Annotated in this window: 20 protein-coding genes, 3 tRNA genes and 1 riboswitch; of the genes, 6 read left to right on the top strand and 17 right to left on the bottom strand. The window is 71.2% G+C overall.

Annotated elements, in window-relative coordinates; translation table 11 throughout:
- Positions 1-59 precede the first annotated feature (59 nt).
- A riboswitch (cyclic di-GMP riboswitch) is annotated at positions 60-144 on the bottom strand.
- Positions 145-152: 8 nt separating this feature from the next.
- The 10 genes from caldi_RS08030 to caldi_RS07985 all read right to left on the bottom strand — a co-directional run bounded on the left by caldi_RS08030 (position 153) and on the right by caldi_RS07985 (position 11,841).
- Positions 153-911: an EAL domain-containing protein gene (locus caldi_RS08030; RefSeq protein WP_264844578.1), complete on the bottom strand. Its 759-nt coding sequence runs from the start codon at positions 909-911 to the stop codon at positions 153-155.
- Positions 912-1,007: 96 nt separating this feature from the next.
- The gene (locus tag caldi_RS08025; RefSeq protein WP_264844577.1) at positions 1,008-1,379 is read right to left on the bottom strand and encodes a response regulator transcription factor; all 372 of its coding nucleotides are present in this window, start codon (positions 1,377-1,379) and stop codon (positions 1,008-1,010) included.
- Positions 1,380-1,784: 405 nt separating this feature from the next.
- A complete protein-coding gene (gene nrfD / locus caldi_RS08020; RefSeq protein ID WP_264844576.1) occupies positions 1,785-3,011 on the bottom strand; it encodes an NrfD/PsrC family molybdoenzyme membrane anchor subunit in 1,227 nt (408 codons plus the stop codon).
- Positions 3,011-3,673: a 4Fe-4S dicluster domain-containing protein gene (locus caldi_RS08015; RefSeq protein ID WP_264844754.1), complete on the bottom strand. Its 663-nt coding sequence runs from the start codon at positions 3,671-3,673 to the stop codon at positions 3,011-3,013. The genes nrfD and caldi_RS08015 overlap by 1 nt, the downstream gene beginning before the upstream one ends.
- A 77-nt stretch (positions 3,674-3,750) precedes the next feature.
- The gene (locus tag caldi_RS08010) at positions 3,751-6,312 is read right to left on the bottom strand and encodes a molybdopterin-containing oxidoreductase family protein (protein WP_264844575.1); all 2,562 of its coding nucleotides are present in this window, start codon (positions 6,310-6,312) and stop codon (positions 3,751-3,753) included.
- A gap of 204 nt (positions 6,313-6,516) precedes the next feature.
- Positions 6,517-7,224 (bottom strand): response regulator transcription factor, encoded by a 708-nt coding sequence (locus caldi_RS08005; RefSeq protein ID WP_264844574.1) that lies wholly within the window; start codon positions 7,222-7,224, stop codon positions 6,517-6,519.
- A 6-nt stretch (positions 7,225-7,230) separates the two neighbouring features.
- Complete coding sequence (locus tag caldi_RS08000; protein WP_264844573.1) at positions 7,231-9,135, bottom strand: sensor histidine kinase; 1,905 nt, start codon at positions 9,133-9,135, stop codon at positions 7,231-7,233.
- A gap of 201 nt (positions 9,136-9,336) precedes the next feature.
- Complete coding sequence (locus caldi_RS07995) at positions 9,337-9,564, bottom strand: PIN domain-containing protein (protein ID WP_264844572.1); 228 nt, start codon at positions 9,562-9,564, stop codon at positions 9,337-9,339.
- Positions 9,565-9,769: 205 nt separating this feature from the next.
- Positions 9,770-10,816 carry a selenide, water dikinase SelD gene (selD, locus tag caldi_RS07990; protein WP_406568123.1) on the bottom strand — a complete coding sequence of 349 codons (1,047 nt, stop codon included), beginning with the start codon at positions 10,814-10,816 and terminating at the stop codon, positions 9,770-9,772.
- A gap of 41 nt (positions 10,817-10,857) precedes the next feature.
- Entirely contained in the window at positions 10,858-11,841 is a 984-nt protein-coding gene (locus tag caldi_RS07985; RefSeq protein ID WP_264844570.1) for a LysR family transcriptional regulator, read from the bottom strand.
- A 119-nt stretch (positions 11,842-11,960) separates the two neighbouring features.
- Here caldi_RS07985 and caldi_RS07980 point away from each other — a divergent pair, with 119 nt between their 5' ends.
- The 6 genes from caldi_RS07980 (at position 11,961) to caldi_RS07955 (ending at position 13,614) form a co-directional block, all read left to right on the top strand.
- Positions 11,961-12,332: a DsrE/DsrF/TusD sulfur relay family protein gene (locus tag caldi_RS07980; RefSeq protein ID WP_264844569.1), complete on the top strand. Its 372-nt coding sequence runs from the start codon at positions 11,961-11,963 to the stop codon at positions 12,330-12,332.
- A gap of 13 nt (positions 12,333-12,345) precedes the next feature.
- On the top strand, positions 12,346-12,714 hold the full coding sequence (locus caldi_RS07975; RefSeq protein ID WP_264844568.1) for a DsrE family protein: 369 nt from the start codon (positions 12,346-12,348) through the stop codon (positions 12,712-12,714).
- A 65-nt stretch (positions 12,715-12,779) separates the two neighbouring features.
- The gene (locus tag caldi_RS07970) at positions 12,780-13,100 is read left to right on the top strand and encodes a DsrH/TusB family sulfur relay protein (protein ID WP_264844567.1); all 321 of its coding nucleotides are present in this window, start codon (positions 12,780-12,782) and stop codon (positions 13,098-13,100) included.
- A gap of 92 nt (positions 13,101-13,192) precedes the next feature.
- A tRNA-Leu gene (locus tag caldi_RS07965) sits at positions 13,193-13,279 on the top strand.
- 33 nt (positions 13,280-13,312) lie between these two features.
- A tRNA-Ile gene (locus tag caldi_RS07960) sits at positions 13,313-13,389 on the top strand.
- A 148-nt stretch (positions 13,390-13,537) separates the two neighbouring features.
- Positions 13,538-13,614, top strand: a tRNA-Met gene (locus caldi_RS07955).
- A gap of 692 nt (positions 13,615-14,306) precedes the next feature.
- On the opposite strand, the gene caldi_RS07950 is transcribed toward caldi_RS07955, so the two are convergent.
- The 7 genes from caldi_RS07950 to caldi_RS07920 form a co-directional block, all read right to left on the bottom strand.
- Entirely contained in the window at positions 14,307-14,951 is a 645-nt protein-coding gene (locus tag caldi_RS07950) for an HAD family hydrolase (protein WP_264844566.1), read from the bottom strand.
- A 42-nt stretch (positions 14,952-14,993) separates the two neighbouring features.
- Positions 14,994-15,584, bottom strand: coding sequence for a class I SAM-dependent methyltransferase (locus caldi_RS07945; protein WP_264844565.1), 591 nt, complete (start codon positions 15,582-15,584; stop codon positions 14,994-14,996).
- 69 nt (positions 15,585-15,653) lie between these two features.
- Positions 15,654-16,991: an acetamidase/formamidase family protein gene (locus tag caldi_RS07940; RefSeq protein ID WP_264844564.1), complete on the bottom strand. Its 1,338-nt coding sequence runs from the start codon at positions 16,989-16,991 to the stop codon at positions 15,654-15,656.
- Entirely contained in the window at positions 16,978-17,289 is a 312-nt protein-coding gene (locus caldi_RS07935) for a MoaD/ThiS family protein (protein WP_264844563.1), read from the bottom strand. Before caldi_RS07935 ends, caldi_RS07940 begins: the two co-directional genes overlap by 14 nt.
- A gap of 138 nt (positions 17,290-17,427) precedes the next feature.
- Positions 17,428-18,369, bottom strand: a complete 942-nt coding sequence (locus tag caldi_RS07930) for a cation diffusion facilitator family transporter (protein ID WP_264844562.1) — start codon at positions 18,367-18,369, stop codon at positions 17,428-17,430.
- A gap of 193 nt (positions 18,370-18,562) precedes the next feature.
- Positions 18,563-19,432, bottom strand: a complete 870-nt coding sequence (locus tag caldi_RS07925) for an FAD binding domain-containing protein (RefSeq protein ID WP_264844561.1) — start codon at positions 19,430-19,432, stop codon at positions 18,563-18,565.
- 4 nt (positions 19,433-19,436) lie between these two features.
- Positions 19,437-21,803 carry a xanthine dehydrogenase family protein molybdopterin-binding subunit gene (locus tag caldi_RS07920; protein ID WP_264844560.1) on the bottom strand — a complete coding sequence of 789 codons (2,367 nt, stop codon included), beginning with the start codon at positions 21,801-21,803 and terminating at the stop codon, positions 19,437-19,439.
- Between the last annotated feature and the right edge of the window lie 8 nt (positions 21,804-21,811).

Genomic DNA, 21,811 nt, shown 5'->3' with positions numbered 1-21,811 from the left:
CCAGCGCTCTGCTCGAATGGCCACTGTGAGGAGCCCAAGGCCCCACCTGTACGGCGTATCCCAGCAGCCCGGCGATCCTGGCCGACCGGCCGTAGACCCGTGGCTTTGTGCCCCCGCCTTTCGACGGGTTTACCCCGGATGGAATACGTCGGTCACCGCAGGCCCCCGACACGGCCGGTGAACGGCGTCGGGTCGCCTGCGTACACGACGGGACGTCCCAGGTAGTAGCCCTGGACGTATCGCACGCCCAGGCGGATGACGGCCCGCAAGTGCTCCCCCGTTTCGATCCCTTCGGCGATCAACCGGATGCCCACGTTGGCCGCGAGCGAAACGAGCCCTGCAACGACCTGCTGTGCCCAGGGGTCCTGGGCGGTTGCCCGGGTGATGGTGCCGTCGACCTTGATGTAATCAGGCCTCACCTCGATGAGTGCGCCGAGTCCCGACAAGCCAGTCCCGACGTCGTCCAGGGCGATGCCGAACCCGGCTGCCCGCAAAGCGCGCGCGCAGGCCAGCCCGGGGCCGCCGACGATGGGCACGCGTTCGCTGATCTCGAACACGATCCGCGCAGGGTCGAGTCCGTGAGCCACGACCCACCGCCGGTAAGCCCGGGCCATGACGTCAACATCCGGGTGGGAAAGGGGGCCGATGTTCACGAAGAGCGGGAGTCCGGCCCAGACGGTCCTCTGGCGAATGCACAGGGTGAGCACCCGCCGGTCCAGGCGGTTCATCTCGCCACGGGCGAGAGCCTGACGGACGAGCCCGTTGGCGCCGGTACTGCCGCCGGAGTCGCGCACCAGCACCTCGTAGCCGAATATGTCTTCATTCGACATATCCACGATGGGCTGGAACGCGATTGTTACAGTGCGACCTCCCAGAAGGTCCCCGCTGGGCCGAACATCCCGACTCGACATGAGGCGACACTCCCGTGGGCTTCGGTTCGGCGCCGAGCAGCCGCGCAGGACGAGATGTCGCCCCCGTTCCTGTTCCCCCACAAATGTGACGAAAACTTACAGTTCCGTCTGAATTGGTATGTTTTCAACCTCCAAAAACTTGTGGAGCTGCCCCACATCCAGTGGCTTCAGGAGCACCCCCAGAGCTCCCAAACGCTGTGCAGCCCGCACAAGCCCATCAGAGACAACCGCACTGATGAAGACGATCCTTGCTTGTCCGTCCTCACGACGGATGAGGTCTGCAGTCGTGACTCCATTCATTCCGGGCATCGCAACGTCCATCAGCACCAGGTCCGGCCGGTTCGCGAAGTAGCGGGTCACGGCTTCGCCGCCGGTACCCGCTTCCACGACCACGTGGCCCTGGTCCTCCAAGATGATTGCCAGTGCCCGACGCACCAGTGCCGCGTCATCAGCGATCAAGACCCGCATGTCGGCCCTTCACGTCCGGCTGCGACACGATGAACGACCCCCCTCGGGACGTCCCGTTGTCGCAGAACGGGTCAAGGGAAACCCCCACCTTCAATAGACAATACCAATGCCACCCCCGTCAAGCCATTGACATTGTCAATAGGAAACGTCAATGGATACTGGGATTAAGCATTGGCCCTCTCTATAAATCTGCACGGACCTCCTCGATTACTTTCCTATAGCTCGCCGGGGAGTGCAGATGGGGTTCTTCTGTTGCACCTTCACGTTCTCTGCCGCGGTCCCGGGCATGGCGCCCTGGCTGTTTGCGAGGCCCCTTGTCAGGGAGTGCTTCCGGTCCGTTGAAGAGAGTCGGGAACGACTTTCCTGTCCGGAGGGCGCCCGTGTCACACGAGCCGGCCCAAACGTTTACCTTGAGGGAGCAGCCCGTCCGTCCGACGCCGAGGCTAGGACGGGGCCACCGCTCGGCTTCGCGACGGCCTTCGCGCCACCCCGCGCGGCCCGGACGGCCCACGGCAGGGCGGCCGTGACGACGAGCGACCCGAGGGCGAGCAGGCCGAGGACGATCACGACCTCTACCCACGTCGGGGTGTACTGCCCGACGGTGCGCCAGATGGAGGCAGGCGGGGTAGCAGGCCGGCCGGAGGTCAGTCCCGGCGGCAGATGGACGAGGGGCAGCATCATGGACGCCATCACGATGTTGACGCGCTTCAGGAACACGCCCGCGATGGCGGCACCGGCGCCGGCGGCGGCCCAGGGGATGGAGAGGCGGGTGCGGCGCGCCGCGAACACCACGAACGCGAAGACGCCGAGCGCCACCTCGACCCAGAAGGACGGGGCCAGCGGGCCGCGCAGGAGAAGGTCCAGCTGCGCCTGGTGGTCGGCCGAACCGGAGTACGCGGTGGTCAGGACCTCGCTGCCGAGGAAGTAGAGGTCGACGGCGACGAACAGGGCCAGGAGCTTGCCGAGCCCGTCCCGGACGGGGTCCTCCACCCGCAGGCCCAGCCACCGGCGGGCCGCGAAGGCCACCAGCAGCACCAGGGAGAGGCCGGAGACGAGGGCGGAGGACACGAAGAACGGGGCCATGAGCGGCGAGTTCCAGAACGGCCGGGCCTGCAGGAGCCCGAAGATCCAGGCGGTGACCGAGTGCACCAGGACCGCGACCGGCAAAGCGAAGGCGGAGAGGATGCTGACCGCCCGCTCGTCCTCGTGGGGCCGGGTGAGGAGCCACAGGTCCACGAGCGAGATCGTGAGGTACGTCAGGATGATGTAGACGTCCCACACGAGGGGGGACGACCACCGGGCCGACACGAGGACCCGCAGCACGCGGTCCGGGCGGCCGAGATCGGGCAGGATCATGAGTGCCGCCAGGGCGATGCACACTGCCGAGACCAGGACCGCCACCGGCGCGAGCGGCCGGTACTGCCGCCCGCCCATGAGCTGAGCCCCTGCGGCGACGATGAGCCCGCCGGCGCTCAGGCCGACCAGGAACATGAACACGATGATGTAGAGCCCCCAGCTCACCGTGTTGGTCAGTCCGGTGACGGTGAGCCCCCGGGCGAGCTGGTAGGCCCAGGCCGCCATTCCCGCCGCGGTCAGGGCTCCCAGGAAGAGCATCCACGCGCGCCGTGCCATCACAGCACCCGCCTCCTCCGCGAGGAGAGGTAGAAGACCTGCGGCCGGGTGTTCTTGTCCTCCAGCAGCCGGAAGCCGCCCTTGGCCACGATCGCCCGGGAGACCGCGCTGTCCGGGTCGTTCAGGTCGCCAAAGATCCTTGCCTGGCCCGGGCAGGCCGCCACGCAGGCGGGCAGCTCGCCCCGGTCGACGAGGTGGACGCAGAACGTGCACTTCTCCACCACGCCGGCCGGCCGCGCCGCCACCTCGCCGTAGTCGAAGTCCGGCACCCGGCGCGCCTTGCCCCAGTTGAACACGCGCACGCCGTACGGGCACGCCGCCATGCAGTAGCGGCAGCCGATGCACTTGTCGTAGTCGACGAGGACGATCCCGTCTTGGTCTCGCTTGTACGTGGCCCCGGTCGGGCATACCTTCGCGCACGGCGGATCCTCGCAGTGCTGGCAGGAGAGGGGCAGGTAGCCCATCTGCAAGGGATCCCCGGCTCCCTCGGTCAGCGGGCCCTCCAGGACCATGCCGAGCCCCTCGGGCTCCTCCACGTCGTCATCCCCGCCGCCAGCCGTGAGCACCCGGTTCCACCACAACCCGAGCGGGATGTTGTTCTCCTCCTTGCAGGCGATGGCGCAGGCCCAGCAGCCCAGGCACCGGTCCAGGTCGATGGCCATCCCGAGCTTGCGCTTCCTTCCGGCGGCGGGAGCCTGCGCCGCCGTGCCGGGCGCGGAAGGAGCAGTGACAGCCGACATCACAGAGACCTCCCTTCGACCGGACGCACGTCGCAGAGCGCTTCCTTCCATGCGGTGACGGGCGACCACACGTTGGGCAGGAAGTAGATCTCGTGGATCGGGTTGATGGCGCTCGTGGTCAGCTCGTTCACGCCGCGGCCCCTGGCGAAGTAGCGGGCCCACCAGCCCTCGTAGAGGATCAGGGTCCCCGGCGGCACGTTCCGGGTCACGCGCGCCCAGAGGACGGTACGGCCGCGGTCGTTGAAGAGCTCCACCAGGGCGCCGTGGCGGATGCCGCGTGCCCGGGCGTCGTCCGGGTGGATGTGCACCTCCGGCCGCGGGTGGATCTCGTTCAGCCACGGCAGGTTGGAGTAGGTGGAGTGGACCCGCCACCGGGAGTGGGGGCTGAGGAGGACCAGCGGATACTTGCCCGCATCCTCGCCGCTGGCTCGGAACGGCGGCTTGTAGACCGGGACCTCCTCGCCGTATTCGAGGAAGCGGTCCTCTTCCTTGTAGAACTCGGCCCGGCCGGTCTTCACGAAGGTCTGGGTGGCACTGAGGGGGAAGGGGTACGTCCGGGTCGGGAAGGGCTTGAACTCGTGAATCTGCTCGTAGAACATCACGTCCGGGTCCGGCACGCGCAGGCGCACCGGCCCCTTCTTGAGGTCCTCGAGGGTGATCCCCTCGATCTCGGGCCCGCCGGTTTCGAGGATGAGCCGGATGATGGCTTCCTCGTCCATCTCGTAGTACTTCGCGAACCCCGGGTCCAGGCGACGGGCCAACTCGCGGTAGATCCACAGCTCCGGCCGGGCCTCGCCCACCGGCTCGATCGCCGGCTGCATGAGCTGCAGGTGCGGGTGCAGCGGCGAGGCGATGAGGTCGTACTTCTCGTACCACGAGGCGGCGGGGAGCACGACGTCCGCCAGTTCGGCGGTGGGGGTCATCTGGAAGTCCATGACCACGATGAGGTCCATCTTTTCCAGCCGCGACCAGAGCTTGTTCAGGTTCGGCGACTGGTTCATCATGTTGCTGTGCGAGATGAGGATCGCCTTGAAGCCGTTCTCGGGGAGCTTGATGGACGGGTTCATCGTGGGGGTGGGGCCCTCGATGAGGTACATGGGGGGTACGAAGTTCGGCCGCTTCCCGTCGGGGAACCACCACTTCGACACGTCGAACCGGAGCTTGTACTGGCCCACGTAGATGCTGATGCCGCCGCCGCTCTTGCCGATGTTCCCGGTGAGCGCCGTCAGCAAGGCGAGCGCCCTGCCGGCCAGGTCCCCGTGGTACCAGTGGTTGGTCGCGCCGCCCATGATGATGGCGCCGGGGCGGTGGGAGGCGTAGATGCGGGCGACCTTGCGGATGGTGTCGGCCGGGACCCCGCTCAGCTCCTCGGCCTTCTCGGGGGTGTACCGGCGGACGGCGTTGAGCACGTGCTGGAAGCCGGGCGAGACCTCGACCTCGTTGCCGTTCGCCAGCTTCACGCGGAAGGTGCCCTCGAGCGCCGGCCGGGTGCCGGGGGGGATGCCCAGGCGGTCGGTGCCGACGGCGTGGGGGCCACCCTTGACCTGGTCCCACACCACGAAGCGGTCCGGCGAGCCGCCCGCCACCAGGTCCGCCTCGCGCAGCCGCTTTCGCGTGTCGGCCCGGACGAGGAGAGGGGCGTCGGTGTAGGCCGCCATGAAGTCGAGGTCCGCCGCGCCGTCGGCCAGGATCACGTTGGCCATGGCCAGGGCGACGGCGCCGTCGCTGCCCGGGCGCAGGCGCACCCACACGTCCGCCTTGGCGGCGGTGGGGGAGAAGGTCGGGTCGAAGACGATCAGCGGTGCGCCCTTCTCCACCGCGTCCATGAGGAAGTGCGCGTCCGGGATGCGGGTCTCGACCGGGTTGGCCCCGAAGAGGAGGAGGCAGCGCGCGTTCGCCCAGTCCTTGCTCTCGTGTTCGGAGCACTGCACCCCGAAGGTGATGGGCATCGACAGCGGCAGGTCGCCGTTGAAGTCGTAGAACGTGCCGTGGGAGGCGCCCAGGAGCGCGGCGAGGCGGGTGGCCGACCCTTTCTGAACCGGTCCGGTCCCGGGGAGCTGCGGGAAGAAGTAGATCGAGCGCGGGCCATCCCGCCGGATGATCTCCTTCAGCTTGGCGGCGATGAAATCCAGCGCCTCGTCCCAGCTGACCTCACGCCACTTCCTCTCGCCCCGGGCGCCCACCCGCATCAGGGGCTTGCGGATGCGGTCAGGGCCGTACAGGGTCTGCATGAACGACAGCCCCTTCATGCAGCCCCGGGGGTTGTACGCCGGGGTCGGGAAGTCGGCGGCCTGGCGGATCTTGACGACCTTCCCGTCCCGCACGTAGGCCCGCATGCCGCAGGCTCCCGTACAGTTGGGCGAGCAGACCGTCCGCACCGTCTTGAACTCCGCCGTCGGGGTGAGGGCGCCGGGTGCCGCCCGGCTGACCCGGAAGAACCCCTCGTACGTGCTCAGGACCGTGGCCGCCCCAGCTGCGGCACCCGCGATGCCCATGTAGCGGAGGAAGCGGCGGCGGGTGAGGCGTGGGGAGCTGTCACGGGTGTTCGTGGTTTCCGGCATCGCGATCCCACCCTGTGCTGCGCAGCGATGGTCACGGGCTTGCCCTACTGGCAGCATAGGGCAGCGGGCTTGCTGGATTCGGAACCCCGCACAAACCCTGCCTCAACGGAAAGAGCGAAGTGCGTCCACTGAGTCAAGAGAGACAAATGACGCCCGGGCGAGCCCGGGCGGGAAGAGCGTCCGACAGGTCGTGCGGGGCGCCGGTCAGGCGGGGGACCGCGGCTGGGGGACGAAGCGGTAGCCGGCGCCGCGCACGGTCTGGATCCAGCGGGGGGAGGCAGGATCGTCCTCGATCTTCTCCCGGATGCGGGACACCAGGACCGTCACGCTCTCCGGACCGCCCACCGCGTCGGGGCCCCAGGCCAGCTCCATCACCTGCTCTCGGGTCAGCACCTGGCCCGGGTGGCTCACCAGCGCCCACAGGACGTTGAACTCGCCGGTCGTCAGGGGGATGAGCCGGCCGCCCTTGAGCACGCGGTGGGTCAGGCGGTCGACGGTGACGTCCCCGAACTGGACCACCTCCGCCGCGTGCTCCTCGGCCCGCGCCGGCGAGGCACGGCGCAGGACGGCCTTCACGCGCATCAGGAGCTCCAGCGGGCTGAACGGCTTGGTGACGTAGTCGTCCACGCCAAGGGTGAACCCCTGGAGCTTGTCCAGTTCGGCGTCACGGACCGTCAGCACCACGATGGGGACCTGCGAGTGGCGGCGGATCCGGCGCGTGACCTCGAAGCCGTCCATCGCCGGCATCATGAGGTCCAGGACGATGAGGTCCGGCGCCAGGGTCGCGGCCAGGGCGAGGCCCGACTCGCCGTCCCCGGCCGTCTCCACGTGGTAGCCCTCCAGCCGCAGGAGGTCGGCCACCAGTTCCCGGATGTGGGGGTCGTCGTCGATCACCAGGATGCGCTTCGGCACGAACTGTCACCTCCCCGGGTCGGTGGCCGGGAGGGGCGAGGGGGTCACGGCCGGCGCGCCGGCGGGCGCCAGTGGCAGCGTGAACGTGAACTCGGAGCCCTGCCCGGGCTCGCTCTCGACCCGGATGGTTCCACCGTGCAACTCGACCAGGCGCTTCACCAGCGCCAGCCCGATGCCGGTGCCGGGGTAGCGTCTGGCGAGTGACGAGTCGACCTGGTGGAACTGGTCGAAGATCCGCTCCCGCTCCTCCGGCGGGATGCCGATGCCCGTGTCGCGGACCCGCACCTCGAGGAAGCCGTCCCGGGCGGGTCCCGCCGACAGGGTGACCCGCCCGCCCGGGGGCGTGAACTTGACGGCGTTGCCCAGGAGGTTCGTGAGGATCTGTCCCAGGCGATCGGGATCGGCCATGACCGGAGGGAGGTCCTCGGGCAGGTCCTCGGCGTAGCGGATCTCCTTCTGCCGGGCCAGGTGCACGATCCCCTCGCGCACGGGTCCGACAGCCTCACGGAGCCTCACGGGGCGGACGTTCAGCTCCATCTTGCCCGCCTGGGCCCGGGCCAGGTCGAGGAGGTCGTTGATCCACCCCAGCGCCCGCCGGGCGTTGGCCTGGATGTTCTCCAGGTAGTGCCGCTGGCGCGGCCCGAGCGGACCCGCCATCTCCTCCAGGAGCATCTCCGTCAGGGCGAGGACCACCGTGAGCGGCGTCCGGGACTCGTGCGTGACGTTGGTGAGGAACTCGGACTGCAGGCGGTTGGCCTCCTGCAGTTCGGCCTGCTTGCGGGCGACGGCGCGGACCATGGAGCGGAAGCTTTCCGTGAGTTCGGCCAGTTCGTCACCACTGCGGGAGGCCGGGAAATCGTCCCGCAGGTCGCCCTGCTCCACGCTCCGCGAGACCTGAACCAGCCGGAGAACGGGGGCGGTCAGGTGGCGCGCGAGGAGGAGCGAGACGACCATGACCAGCACGAGACCCACGCCCAGGATCGCGGCGGTGAAGCGCGCCTGCGTGAAGACGGCTCCCAGGGCCTCGTGGGTGGGGAGGAGGACGATCAGCGACCAGCCGAGCCCCGGGTAAGGTCCGAAGCCGCGGAGTGAAGTGAAGCCGGCGATCACGTCCTGGCGGCCCACCCGCTCCCGCAGCACCCCGCTCTCGCCCGCCAGCGCCTGCCGCACGCTCCCGAGCTGCCGGAACCCCCTGGCATCGACTCCCCAGTCGGGCAGACCCGGATCGGGCAGGGTGGCCGGGAGGGGGCCGGAACGGTCGGCGAGGATGCGGCCCTGGCGGTCGATGAGGAGCACCTTGCCGTGCCGTCCCGGGTCCACGGCGGTGACGTGGTGAGACACGAAGGCCATGGAGACCTCGGTGTGGACGAACCCCGTCAGGACGCCTTCAGTTGACCAGAGGGGCGCGGTGAACCCGACCACCGGCTGCAGGTCGCCCTGCACCAGCGGGTGCACGTCGGACACGGACACGGCCGGCTCGGCGGCCGGCCCTCCCCGGAGAGCTGCATCCCGGGCCGCCCGGAACCACGGCTGGCTTCCCAGGTCCATTCCCACCGACCCGGGGTCTGAGGCGCTCTGGACCACCCCTTCCGGGCTGAGCCGGCCGAGCCAGGCGTAGGGCTGGTACAGCTGCAGGATGCGCTGGAACAGCTGCCCCTGCGCGGCTCGCGCCTCCGGGTCCAGCACGACCGGGAGCCGGGAGTAGTGGGCGACGTCGACGTAGCGGAAGTAGAGGAGCTCCTCGATCCGGTTCGCCGCCCCCACCGGCAACTGGGCGACGGACGCCCGGACAGTGCCGGTCAGGACCTGCCAGCCCAGGAGGAGACTGCCCGCTCCGGCGGCGAGCGGGACGAGCCCGAGCGAAAGCATGGCGACGAGGAGTTTCAGGCGGATGCTGCTGCGCCGGCGCACAGACCTGCCTCCGGGCGGCGGCAGGGATCGTCCGCGGTGGCCGCCACCCGTAGTACATTCGCGCGCAAGTGCTTGAACTCCTGTAGGGCGATCGCCGGAGAGCAGTGTCTTTCACTTTCCGCCGGGCCGGGCCGTGCAGGGCGGATCCCGCCACCGCTCGGACGGCGAGGGGTCCGCCGCCGGCAGGCAGCGGGTACAGCCCTACGCCACGGGCTCGAACCCGGCCTGTGGGAAATGATCGTCGAAGGCGAAACAGCGCCGTAGCCCCAGTTCTCGCATGATGGCGAAGCTGAGGGCGTCGACCAGGGAAAGCCTGGGATCCCGGATCTCCTGGAAGAGGGTTTTCGCCCGTCCCAGCCGTTCCCTGTTCCCGTACTCCACCACCAGCAGGCCGGTTCCTTCCCCCGCTTGCACCGTGCGGAGGAACACGCGCGCCGCGTCATACCCCAGGCGGCGCGCTTCCGAGCCGCCAGCGAAGTTCTCCCGGAAGGGGCACCGTCTTGCGTAGCGTACCCGGTGCAAAGCGCGGGCGGTACCGCACGTACCGACCGGGGCGTTCCCAGCGCGACGATTGCGCCGGCCCTCCGTCCAGGGACACATTCGTTGTGGACCGTCCGGCGCGTTGGCTGTCAGGTCAATCGGGGAACCCCGCCAGGGTCCCCACGTAGAGCCGGCCCGGCGGCCCCTCCGCCAGCTCCCCGATCGCCCCGCAGGCGAGGCAGCCCGCGTCCTCGAGAAGCCGGGCGAACTCCGCCTCCCGCTCCGGCGGCACGGCCACCAGGAGACCGCCCGACGTCTGGGCGTCGCACAGGAGGACCCGGTCGGCCTCCGGCACGTCTGGCCCCCAGGTGACGTAGGAATCGGCCTCCCGCAGGTTGCCCCGGGTGCCGCTGGAGATGGCCCCGCGCCAGGCCCACTCCCGGGCCTCGGGCAGCACGGGAACCCGGAGCGCGTCGACCCGGGCCGCGACCCCGCTGCGCCGGGCCAGGTCGTGCAGGTGGCCGAGGAGGCCGAAGCCCGTCACGTCCGTGCAGGCCGTGGCCCCCACCCGGGCCATGGCTTCCGCCGCCCCCCGGTTCAGGGCGGTCATCACGGGCAGGACGCGCTGCTCCAGCTCCTGAGGCGCCAGTCCCTCGTCGATGGCCGTGGTGATCACCCCGGTGCCGAGGGGCTTGGTGAGGAACAGCACGTCCCCGGGCCGGCCGCCCGCCTTGGTGATCAGGCGTGCGGGATGCACGAAGCCGGTGACGGCCAGCCCGTACTTGGGGGCCGGGTCCTCGATGGAGTGGCCCCCGGCGATGACCACGCCCGCCTCGGCGGCCTTGGCCGCGCCGCCCAGCAGGATCTGTTCCATGTGGCCCAGGGGGAGGCTGCGGACCGGGAAGCCGATGAGGTTGAGGGCGAAGACCGGGGTCGCCCCCATCGCGTAGAGGTCGCTCAGGGCGTTCGCCGCCGCCACCTGGCCGAACGCGTAGGGGTCGTTCACGACGGGGGTGATGTAGTCGACGGCCTGAACGACCGCCAGGTCGTCGGAGATCCGGTACACCGCTGCATCGTCCCCCACCCGGCCGAGGAACCGGGGGTCGCTGACGGGAGGGAGGTGGCGCAGGACCTGCGCCAGATCGGCCGCGCCGATCTTGCAGGCTCAGCCGGAGCCGGGCGAGTACGACGTGAGGCGGATGGGCGGCTCGCACACGGGCCGGGCCTCCTTTCCTGCGCGCTTCAGGCCGGCGTGGCCGGTTCCCCGCAGCCGGCACGCCTCGCCGGGCCGGCTCCGGGCAGCGGCTCCGTGGCGCCGCCTGGCTCCGTGGCGCGCTCCAGGGCGGGGCGCATCTTGCGGAGGAGCGCGGCGAACGCGAGCGCCGCCGGTGGGCGCCGGCCGCCTTTCAGGTAGGCCAGGACAAACTGGCGGGGGATGCGGCTGTCGGGGCCGTCCAGGGCGACGAGGGTACCCGCGGCCAGGTCGGCCGCCACGGCGTAGCGGGAGAGGAAGGCCACCCCGCCTGCGGCGCCGACGGCCCGCTTGATCGCCTCGGTGCTGCCGAGCTCGCTCGTCGGGCCGAGGGGAACGCCCCGCGCCCGGAAGTGCGCCTCCACGGCCTGCCGCGTGTTCGACCCGGGCTCGCGCAGGAAGAGGCGGGTGCCGGCGAGATCCTGGAGGCGGATGGTCCCCCGGCGGGCGAGGGGGTGATGGGGTGCGGCCACCAGGAGGAGCTCATCGCCCACACAGGGTTCGGCCTGCAGCCCCGGCTGGTCCACCGGTCCCGCCACCACCGCCAGGTCGAGGGCTCCCTTCTCCAGCCGGCGGAGGACCGACTGGGTGTCGCGGACCTCCACCCGGAGGTCGATGCCGGGGTAACGTTCCTGGTAGCGGGCCACCACGGGGCCCAGGACGTAGTTGCCGGGGGTGGTGCTGGCGCCGAGCGCCAGCCGGCCGCTCTCCAGGTCCTTCAGCTCCCCGAGGGCCCGGCGGGCCTCCTCCGAAAGGCGCACGATGCGGTCGGCGTAGTCCAGGAGCCTCAGGCCCGCCTCCGTCAGGGCCACGCCCCTGCCGCTGCGGGCGAAGAGCTCGAGCCCGAACTCCGCCTCGAGCGCCTCGATGTGGCGGGACACGGCGGACTGGCTCAGGGAGAGGTCCTCTGCGGCGCGCGTGAAGTTGAGGACGCGGGCGACGTGCCGGAACGTCTGGAGGTGGTGCAGGTCCACCGGCACGTCCTCCTTTGATGCGGAAATCGCATGGATTCTATGCAAATCATGCGATTGTAGTATACCCCGTCGGGTGGTAGCCTGCAAGGAAAAGGCAGCACGACCGGAGGCGACGGCGCATGTCGGATCCAACCCCTGCCGCCACACTGACGCTCTTCCTGACCGGCACCCCCTTCGGGTCGGAAGCCGCCCGGACGGCCCTGAACCTCGCCGAGGCCGCCCTGGAGCGGGGATACCGGGTGAACCTCTTCGCCTCGGCGGACGGCGTGTACGCCGCTACCGCCGGTCAGAAGGCGGAGGGGCTGCCCCCGGTGGGCGAGCGGCTGCCGGCGCTGATCGAGAAGGGCCTCCGGGTCGACCTCTGCGGCTCTTGCCTGCAGCTGCGGGGGCTCCGGCGGGAGGTCCGGATCGACGGGACCCGGCCCAGTTCCCTCAAGAACCTCTTCGCGATGGTCCAGGAATCCCGGGCGTTCATCGCTCTGGGTCAGTAAGGAGGGAGGACCCGTGCAGCCGTCGATCTGCGTCTGGATCTCCCGCGCGCCGTACGGCTCGGCCCTGGCGGCAGAAGGGGTGCGGCACCTGAACGGCGCACTGGCAAACGGGTTCTCGGCCACCGCCGTCCTGGTCGACGACGGCGTGTGGCTCGCCCGGCGGGGGCAGGAGGTACGGGACAGCGGCTTCGTGGCGCTCGCCGAGGCGCTGCGTCAGTCCCTGCACCCCGCCGCCGGCCCGGCGCCCCGCGTCCTCGTGCACGGGCCGAGCCTGGCCGGACGGGGCCTCACTCCGGACGACCTCGTGGAAGGGGTCGAGGTGGTCGACGACCGCCGCCTGGCCGCGGCCGTGGCGGAGGCACGCTACCTGCTGCGCTTCTGAGAGTCCGGCCCGGGCCCCGAGCACGCGCGGCCGCCCGTCAACTCCGCACCGGGGAGGAAGAAGGAGTGGAACGGATTGCGATCCTGATCGGCAGCAGCCCGACGTCGGCGGCCGCGCGCCGGGCGGTCGCCCTGGCGGCGTCCCTGGCCGACAGCGGCCATCCGGTCACGGTGGCACTGGTGGAGGACGGGGTGCTGGCCGCGGTGGCCGGCTCGCCGGTCGCCCTGCCTGCAGGGCGGTTCGAATCCGTCCTGGCGCTGGAGGACGACCTGGCCCTGCGGGGGGTCGCCGGCGCGCCCCTCGTGCCCGGGTGCCGGCCGTGCACGTACGGAGACCTGGTCGACCTGATGATGGCGCAGGTCGATCGCACCCTCGGCGTGTTCTGATCCTGCTCAGAAGGGGGGCCGGAGTTGACTTCTGTGGCCGGCCGAGGTAGAATCCCTAGTGCCCGGAGCGGGAGGGTTCCGCCGGGGTCCGTGCGGATGTGGCGGAACTGGCAGACGCGCTAGATTCAGGGTCTAGTGGCCGCAAGGCCGTGGGGGTTCAAATCCCTCCATCCGCACCAGGACGGACCGACCGGGGGGTCCCGGTCGGTGACGCGAGGGTAGCTCAGCTGGTCAGAGCACGCGCCTGATAAGCGCGAGGTCGGTGGTTCGAGTCCACTCCCTCGCACCAGCCGCCTGACGGGTAACCGTCAGGTTTTCGAGTCCCTGCCGGCCCCGGGGAAGTAGCCCAGAAGTAGAGGATCTTTCCAGATCCGGTCGAAGTTGCAGCTTGCGCAGACCGTACGGGAGGCCTATAATGAGTGACGTCGAAAGGACGCCGCGGGGTGGAGCAGCCAGGTAGCTCGTCGGGCTCATGACCCGAAGGTCACAGGTTCAAATCCTGTCCCCGCAACCAGCGAGCCAGGCCCGGTGCCCGTGCATCGGGCCTGTGCGTTTCCCGGGCGCCTGCCGGACTGCAGCCGCCGCGGCGGGGTCGTACACGGCTTGACGCCGGCGGGGCGCCGTGTTAGGATGGAGTGCCCCGAGAGGGGGAAAACCGCATACGTCTTGCGGGAGTTCGGTAGGTGGTCGCACCGCCGCGCGCCGGGGCCCGGCCGGGAGCCCGGCAGGGCGCTCGCACCGGCCGGGACGGCGTCGATGGCGGTGAGGAACTTCCCGGCACCGCTGCGCCGCCGGCCGTCGGGGCCGGCGGGCAGAAAGCTGGCGCCGGCCGCAAGGCCGGGGGGCGCGAGCCCACGATGGGGAAAGCCGGCGGGGCCCTCCCCAAGGGGCTCCTCTCGGCGGAAGCCGGCGGCCGCGAGGCCGCGCGGCACGGCCGCCGAGCGGCGTGTACCCGTAAAGAGCCAGAGAAACGCAAGTCCCCCGGCGACGGGGGAGTGGCACGGGCAATCTCCGCCACGGTGCAAGTCCAAGTAGGGGCTTCGAGCCCGGGTAGGACGCACCCCCAAGGCGGCAACGCCGAGGGGGCGCCGCCCCGGCGGGGGCGACGAGATAGATGACCACCCACGACAGAACCGGGGGTACAGCCGATCTCCCGCAGCTTCGTTGGGCAGGGAATGCAGCGCGTGCGTTCCCTGCCCGTCCTTGTCAGGCGAGCACATTCTCCAGGAAGGCCCGGAAATCGGCCACCTGGCGAAAGACGCGGTCGGGCGGGTGGAGGAACTCCCGCCCCGTACCGCGGAACCAGGCCGCGCCCACGGTGGTCACGCCGGCGGCGCGGCCGGCCAGCACGTCGCCGTCCATGTCCCCGACGTACAGCGCGCGATCCGCCCGGGCGCCGAGCCGGCTCAGGGCGGCAAGAATCCCTTCGGGATCGGGCTTCGGGCGGACGACGTCGTCTCCGGCCACGACCACGTCGAAGAGACCGTGGAGCTGCAGGGCGTCGAGGGAGATGGCCGCGCTCGCCCGCGCTTTCCCCGTGACCAGGCCCAGCCGAACGCCACGCGCCCTCAGGTCCCACAGCGTCGCCTCCAACTCTGCGCTGCGGACGACCCACTCACCGTGGAGTTCCCGGTAGAGTTCGTTGAAGCGGGCCAGAGCCGCCTCCCACCGCTCGGCGGCTCGCAAGTGCCGCCGGAAGATCGCTCCCTCCGGCGGGCCGAACAGGTCGATGACCTCGTCCCAGGACAGGTGCCGACCGTCGAACTCCGCGAACGCCTGCTGGAAGGCGAAGACGACCAGGGGCGTGGTATCCGCGACGGTGCCGTCGAAGTCGAAGAGGACGGTGTCCACGGACAGCTTCGATCCCTCCAGCGGCGGGTGCGGCATCGAGTACTAAGGCCTGATCACGAGGAGAGCGTAATGCTCCGCGGTCTGGCGCCACTCCTCCGCCACGGCGAAACCCGCCGCCTCGCACCAGCGGCGGACGACGTCGGGCGCCAGGCGGTGCTCGCGGGGCGGGCCGACCTCGCACGGCCCGTCGGGGTGGAACTCCGCCACGACGGCCCGGCCGCCGGGGCGCAGGAGCCGGAAGGCGGCCGAGAGGATCGCCGGCCCGTCGTCGCCGTGGTGGAGCATCATGGTGACCAGGGCGGCGTCGGGGACGGGGTCGAGCCGGTCCAGGGCGCACACGTCCGCGTGCACGCGCCGGATCTGCCGGACGCCCCGCTCGACCTGCACTCGCTCCAGGTACGCCAGGGCCTCGGCGGACCGGTCGACGGCGTGGACCAGCCCGGCCGGCCCCACGCGCTCGGCCGCGAGCAGGCTGATGAACCCGGGGCCCGATCCGACGTCCAGGACGCACTCGCCCGGGCGCAGGTCCAGGCGGTCGAGCCACTCCCGGGCGAGGTCGGCGCGTTCGGCCTGGCGCTGGAAGACCCGGTCCCACGTCGTGTGGCTCATGTCCTTGCTGTAGCGTTCTTCCACCCGCACGCCCCCTCACCAGAAGACGCCCCCCGGCCGGTGCCGGGGGGCGTCCCGCACACGCAGCACTCCCTACCCGATACCGTACTGCTCCCGAACGAACGGCAGCAAGCCCTTCCGCTCCAGCCGGTCGAGCGGCGCCAGGATGGTGACGGTGACGATGCCGGGGTGCCGGCCGATCTCGATCCCGCCGGTGATCGTGGCCCGGTTGCGGACCTCGGCGACGCTCATGTCCAAGAGGGCGGCCATGCGGCGCAGCCCGTTGTCGGTGGCGCTGTTCAGGTCGGGCCCCGAGCCGACCACCTGGATCGGCGCCGTCTCCTCGATGGCCGCCACGCCCCACTGGCGGGCCAGCGCCAGGGCGCGGGCCCGCTCCTCGGCCGTGAACGGCCGGGCCAGGGGCGGCAGGTCCTCGGCGTTGGGGAGGAGGACCGGGCCGTCCAGGTTCAGGCCCTTGAGCACGTGGACCTGCAGGGTGACGGTCCCGGCAACGTCCGTGGTGTGCCCGGCGATCTCGCCGTCGCCCTGCATGGCGTGCATGTCGCCCAGGTAGACGCCGCCGCCCCGGACCTTCACCGGGCAGATGAGGATGGCGCCGGCGCGGACCGAGTCGATGTCCAGGTGCGCGTCCGTCCGGTGCTCCAGCTTCTCCGCCGGGATGCCGAACTCGTGCGGGGCGCCGATCAGGAAGGAGCCGAAGTCGCCGGCGTTGTGGGAGTCCGGCATGTCGATGGCCGGCGTGGTGCCGATGTGCCCCAGGAACGGCCGCAACCGGGCGAGGACGCCGACGAGGTCCGCGGGCGCCACCGTCACGACCGGGTTCTGCCCGGATTCGGGTGGCAGGGCCATGTACCGGCGCCCGTCGGCGCCGATGCGCCGGGCCGCCTCGGCCCCGACCGTCACCCCGAGCTGGCGGCTGCTGTCGAAGACCATCGTGTAGCCGTGGGCGATCCGGAACGGCGCTGCCTCCGCGCCGCAGATGGCGCAGCGGATCGCCTCCGGCCCCGTGCCCTCGATCCGCGTCGGCGGGTTCAGGGTGCCGCACCCGGGGCAGCGGGGCGCCACGTAGGGATCGCCCAGGAAGCGGCCCTCCACCGGCTGGTCCACCCCGGACGAGGTGGCGATGCTGGTCACCTGGATGTCCTTGATCCGGATGACGATCGCGTCGCCGACCTCGGCGCCCTCGACGGCCACGGGCTCCGTGACCTCGTGCCCGCCCTTGAAGGCCGGCGTGAGCATGGGCCCCCAGCAGCCCGGCGCCGTGTTGGCGATGATGTGCCCGCCGTCGCGCACCGGGCCGAGCATGCGCCGGCTCGGACCCACCACGCCGCCGGTGAACGTGCCCACGAAAACGGTCTCCCGTGCCGCCCCCGTTTCCGCCACGGTCCTCCCGTCGTCACGGTCTGCCATGGGACAGCCTCCTTTCGCTGCCGCTCCGTGCGCCAGACTGCGCAATCTGCTGCGAGCCGCCGGCCATCGGGCGGACGAGCGCGACCTCCTCGCCGGGTGGCACCGGCTCCCCCGGCCCGGCGTGGCGCCCGCCGACCACCGCGACGACCCCCTCCAGGTGGGGCGCCAGGCCGGGATGCAGCTCGCCCAGCCGGCGCAGGACGTCCGCCACGGTGGCGGGCTCCGGCACGTCGATCGCGGCGCGGGGCCGGCCGGCCAGTTGCGAGAGCCCCGCGTAGAGCCGGACGGTGACCTGCACGCGACATCCCCCCGGCGCCTCGGCTGGCAGGTGCCCGTCCGCACCCGCCGCCCGGAGAGATTCGCCGGGGGGATGTGGGTCTCCTGTGGAGGACGCTGGAAGCTGCGATTCGTCGACCGGATGCCGGCCAGCCCGGGGTCACCGGTCGGCATGCTCGTGCGCCGGCGCCGTTACAGGCTCGATCCGGGGCTCCTCGGGCAGCTCCATCCCGGGCAGGTCGGGCTCGACGTGCACGAGGACGTCGACCACGGCGGGGAGGCGGCCCTTGAGGGCCTCCTCGATCCGGTGGGCGAGGTCGTGGGCCTTCACGACTGGCAGGTGCGGGTCGACGAGCACGTGCAGGTCGACGTAGGCCGAGTCGTGCCGGCCCCGGGAGCGGATCTGGTGCACCTCGCGCACGCCGGGGATCGACCGCACGACCGGGTCGATGAAGGCCGGGTCGAACACGGCCGCGTCGCACAGGACGTTGGCGCCGTCGCGGATGATCTCCCACGCCGACCAGGCGATCAGGCCGGCGATCACGAGCGCCACGGCCCAGTCGAGCCAGGGCAGGCCCAGGCGCACCCCCGCCAGCCCGGCCAGGACCGACAGGCTCACCAGGATGTCGCTGCGGGTGTGGAGGGAGTCGGCCACGAGGAAGTCGCTGCCCAGGCGCCGCCCCGCCCGGGACTCGTACAGGTACACGCCCGCGTTCACGGCCATCGTGGCGAGCATGACGGCGAAGCTCCAAGCCGTGACCGACGGGGCCACCGGGTGGCGGATCCGGTCCACGACCCCCGTGACCACCTCGAAGGCGACGAACAGGAGCAGGGCGGCGATCCCGATGGTGGTGAAGGTCTCGAACTTCTTGTGGCCGTACGGGTGAGTGCGGTCGATGGGCTTCTGCGCCAGCGTGATCCCGACCAGGCCGATCACGTTCGACGTCCCGTCCGAGAGGGAGTGGAAGCCGTCGGCGACCATCGCCGCCGACCGGCTCGCCCAGCCGTACAGCACCTTGGCGAGCGCCACGGCGAGGTTGAGCGCGAGGATGCCCCAGAGGATGCGCTTCACGTCTCCCTGCGGCCGCTCCGTGTGCTGCAACGTCCCTGCCCCCTCGTGGCTGGCGCGGTCCGGTCGCCTGCTGGGCGGCGGTGGGGACCCGACGTTAGCGTGCTCGCCGGACGCCCGCCCCATCGGCCGGCCGCGACAGGGCGCCTGCGGAACCGGTGCCGGTCCGCAGGCGCCGAACTCCCCCTTCGGCTCGCTATCAGGATACGGTCGCCGCTGCGGCGTGTCAACGGCTCGCCCGGTCCCGGGCGGCGGCGATCGCCCGGCGGGCGATGACCCGTGCGAGGTGCGATCGGTAGTCGGCAGGGACGTAAGGGTCGTCGGCGACGTCGACGCCCGCCACGGCCTTCTCGGCGGCCGCCGCGATGACGTCGTCGGTGAGGCGCTGCCCCACCAGCGCCTTCTCGGTCTCCGTCGCACGGTAGGCGGTGGGTCCCACGCACGTGACGGCGACGCGGGCCTCGCGGCAGACGCCGGCCCCGTCGACCGTGATCCGGGCCGCCACCCCGGCCATCCCGTAGTCCGAGGCGCGGCGGACGAACTTCACGTACGCGCTGCCGGTGCCGGGGCCCTGGGCCGGGATGCGGAGTTCGGTGAGGATCTCGCCCGGCCGGATCGCCGTGGTGAAGGGCCCGACGAAGAGGTCGTCGGCTGCGACGGAGCGCTTGCCGGACGGTCCGGTGAACACCACGCGGCCGCCCAGCGCCAGCACCACGGCCGGGTAGTCGGCGGCGGGGTCGGCGTGGGCGAGGGCCCCGCCCACGGTGCCCCGGTTGCGGACCTGCACGTCGGCCAGGACCTTCGCGGCGTCGGGGAAAGCCGTGGCCCGGGCTTCGAGGAGGGAAGACGTCTCCACCTCGTAATGGGTGGTGAGCGCGCCGACGGCGACCTCGCCGTTCTCCTCCCGGATGTAGGCGAGGTCGCGCAGTCGCCCGATGTCGATCAGGACCTTGGGCTGGGCGAGCCGCAGGCGCATCGCCGGGAGGAGGCTGTGACCGCCCGCCAGGATGCGGGCGTCGTCCCCGAACCGGCTCAGGAGGTCCAGGGCGCCCTGCAGGCTGTCGGGCCGGTAGTAGTCGAACTCGGCGGGAAACACGGCGTCAGCGCCCTCCCTTCGCCTTCTGGATGGCCCGCCACACCCGCGGCGGGGTGAGCGGCATCTCGATGTCCCGGACGCCCAGATGGCTCAGCGCGTCGACCACGGCGTTCACCACGGCCGCCGTCGAGGCGATGGTGCCGGCCTCGCCGATGCCCTTCGCGCCCATCGGGTTGGATGTGGCGGGGACGGAGATGAAGTGGGACTCGAAGTCCGGCAGGTCGGCGGCGGTGGGCACCGCGTAGTCCATGAGCGAGGCGCCCAGCGGCTGCCCGTTCTCGTCGTAGCGGAGCTCTTCGAAGAGCGCCTGGGCGATGCCCTGGGCGATGCCGCCGTGCACCTGGCCCTCGGCCAGGAGCGGGTTGACGATGACTCCGGCGTCGTCGACGGCCACGTAGCGCAGGATCTGGACCTTGCCGGTGTCCGGGTCGACCTCCGCCACGCAGACGTGCGCGCCGGCCGGGAAGCTGAAGTTCTCGGGCGAGAAGAACACGGTCGCCTCGAGACCCGGCTCCATGCCCTGCGGAACGCCGGCGTGCGAGCCGAGGTTGGCGGCGGCGGCGATGTCCGCGAACGCCACGGCGCGGTCCGGCGCCCCGCGGACGTACAGCTTGCTCTCCCCGAACTCGATGTCGTCCGGATGGCACTCGAGCTTGTGGGCGGCGATCATCCGGGCCTTGTCCCGGATCTTGTCCAGCGCCTTGTAGAGGGCGGTGCCGCCCACGACCAGGCTCCGGCTGCCGTACGTGCCCAGGCCGAGCGGGCCGCGGGCGGTGTCGCCGTGGACGACCTCGACGTCCTCCAGCGGGATCCCGAGGCGGTCGGAGACGATCTGCGCCCAGGCGGTCTCGTGGCCCTGCCCGTGTGAGGAGGAACCGGTGAAGACCGTCACCTTGCCGGTGTGGTGGACCCGCACCTCGGCCGACTCGTACAGGTGGGCGCCGTAGGCGCTGCCGGCCGTGGCCTGCGACGGCGCCAGGCCGCACGCCTCGATGTAGGTGCTGATGCCGATGCCGAGAAGCTTCCCGCCCTGCTGCCGCCGCCGGGCCTGCTCCTCGCGCAGCCTGTCGTAGCCCACGATCTCCAGGGCCCTGTCGAGCGAGAGGTGGTAGTCGCCCGAGTCGTAGGTCAGGCCCGTGGCCGTCGTGAACGGGAACTCCTCCTTGCGGATGAGGTTCCGGCGCCGGATCTCCACAGGGTCCAGGCCGCAGGCGGCTGCCAGGAGGTCCATCGTCCGCTCGAGGAAGAAGGTGGCCTCCGGGCGGCCGGCGCCCCGGTAGGCGTCGGTGGGCGTCTTGTTCGTGAACACGCCCTTGATGTGGACCTCGAGGTTCTTGTTCCGGTACGGGCCGGGCATGACGATGAAGCCCAGGATCGGGACGTACGGGCCGTTGAGGAGGTTGTACGCGCCCATGTCCGCGACCCAGTTCACCCGGATACCCGTGATCGTGCCGTCCCGCCGGGCGGCGAACTCCATGTCCACGAAGCCCTCGCGCCCGTGGTGGGTGGAGACGAACTCCTCCCGGCGCTCCATGGTCCACTTCACCGGCCGGCCGAGGCGCATGGCCAGTGCGGCCACCGCGACCTCCTCCGGGTAGACCTGGAGCTTGGAGCCGAAGCCGCCGCCCACCTCCGGGGCCACCACCCGCAGCTGGTGCTCGGGGACACCCAGGAGGCCGGAGAGGAAGATCTTGAGGAGGTGGGGGATCTGGGTCGAGCTCCAGAGCGTGAGCTCGCCGGTCCGGGGCCGGTAGTCCGCCACCACGGCCCGGGGCTCCATCGCGTTGGGCACCAGGCGCTGCTGGTAGTACCGCTGCTTCACCGTGACCTCGGCGGTGCGGAAGGCCTCCTCCACGCCCGGCGAGGCGAAGTCGAACGTGAACGACACGTTGTCGGCCAGTTCGTCGTGGACCCGGGGCGACGCCGGATTCAGCGCGTCCTCCAGGTCGACCACGGCAGGCAGCGGCTCGTAGTCCACCCGGACGAGCTCCGCCGCATCCCGCGCGGCCATGCGGTCATGGGCGACGACGACGGCCACGACCTCGCCCACGTGCCGGACCTTGCCGGTGGCCAGCGGCCAGTGCGGCGGGTTCTTGAGGTGGGGATAGGCCGCCCAGCCGCAGGGCAGGGGGGCCTTGAACGCGTCCTTCAGGTCGTCGAAGGTGTAGACGCCGACCACGCCGGAGACAGCCAGGGCATCCTCCTTGTGGACGCCCACGATCCGGGCGTGGGCGTGCGGGCTGCGCACCATCTGCGCGTAGAGCATGCCGGGGAGCTGGATGTCGTCGGTGTAGGTGGCCGCCCCCGTGATGAGGCGGGGGTCCTCCTTGCGGCGGACCCGGGCGCCGATGCCGGTCGGAGATCCAGCCATTCGCCTGC

The sequence above is a fragment of the Caldinitratiruptor microaerophilus genome (assembly GCF_025999835.1).
Taxonomy (GTDB): Bacteria; Bacillota; Sulfobacillia; order Symbiobacteriales; family ZC4RG38; genus Caldinitratiruptor; species Caldinitratiruptor microaerophilus.
Note: the sequence above shows the minus strand (reverse complement) of the source record. Positions and strands in the feature narration are given on the sequence as shown.

Coding starts and splice junctions, on each gene's coding strand:
- caldi_RS07980 (WP_264844569.1), top strand. CDS start 11,961: ATGTCGGATCCAACCCCTGCCGCCACACTGACGCTCTTCCTGACCGGC.
- nrfD (WP_264844576.1), bottom strand. CDS start 3,011: ATGGCACGGCGCGCGTGGATGCTCTTCCTGGGAGCCCTGACCGCGGCG.
- caldi_RS08010 (WP_264844575.1), bottom strand. CDS start 6,312: ATGCCGGAAACCACGAACACCCGTGACAGCTCCCCACGCCTCACCCGC.
- caldi_RS08015 (WP_264844754.1), bottom strand. CDS start 3,673: ATGGCCATCGACCTGGACCGGTGCCTGGGCTGCTGGGCCTGCGCCATC.
- caldi_RS07920 (WP_264844560.1), bottom strand. CDS start 21,803: ATGGCTGGATCTCCGACCGGCATCGGCGCCCGGGTCCGCCGCAAGGAG.
- caldi_RS08025 (WP_264844577.1), bottom strand. CDS start 1,379: ATGCGGGTCTTGATCGCTGATGACGCGGCACTGGTGCGTCGGGCACTG.
- caldi_RS07940 (WP_264844564.1), bottom strand. CDS start 16,991: ATGGCAGACCGTGACGACGGGAGGACCGTGGCGGAAACGGGGGCGGCA.
- caldi_RS08030 (WP_264844578.1), bottom strand. CDS start 911: ATGTCGAGTCGGGATGTTCGGCCCAGCGGGGACCTTCTGGGAGGTCGC.